Raw genomic sequence first — 787 nt, 5'->3', positions numbered from 1 at the left:
AAGCAACTCAAGACTTTGAAGCTTTGAGTCAGCAGCCAGTGGATGATATCAGTCCAAACATTATTGAGCTAGCAGATCGTCTCGTGGACGAAGCCAGCACCTTGGATTATTCAGAAGTTTTTTATGAAACCTACGCAAATACAAATTTAGAGATGAAAACGCATCCTAAGACCGCTTGCGTCGCCATACCCACACCTGAAGCACTGCACGGTGAAGCGTTAGATGTTATCGCCCCTTTATGTGAAGAATCAGGGCTAGTGTTTTATGACACTCGGGGTATGGTCGCCTATCCAGATGGTACGATCTATCCGCCTAACATCGCAAGAGGTATGGCACTGCTAAAAGAAAAGCGGGCGCTGGCAAAACAGTCTGCTGATATTTATAAGCCAGAGGCAGACGTTCCCAGGGATAGAGAAGATTTTGAAAAAATACTGCACCCATTCATGCATGATTGTTTAGAACGCTATGGTTATCAAACCAGCCAAATATCAAGCGCTAACGTTAATGATTCTCTTAAAGTCGATGGTTGTACCAAGGCCATGCCTTATGGTCATGTGCGTCTAACCGGAGGAGCGGAAGGTAAGAACGGCTATTTTAGATTAAAAATTCATGCGTATTTTGTATCACCAGCGTTTGAAGAGATTTATGACAAAGTATCGCCGCCAACTGAGCTTAGACACCAGTTTCCTTATTTAAAGCTACATTACATTAATGTATGCGATAGAAACTTTGCAGATAAGCGAAAACAGATTCCTGAGTTTATCAATACTGAGTTTGCCAGTAAACT

General features: G+C 42.6%; 1 protein-coding gene. It reads left to right on the top strand.

What is annotated here, in order from left to right:
* On the top strand, positions 1–787 hold a 787-nt coding region (locus ACS8FC_RS16610), incomplete at both ends, for a hypothetical protein (protein WP_439297590.1).

This window comes from Psychrobacter sp. 1Y4, assembly GCF_051847555.1.
This window is presented reverse-complemented; position numbering and strand designations above follow the sequence as displayed.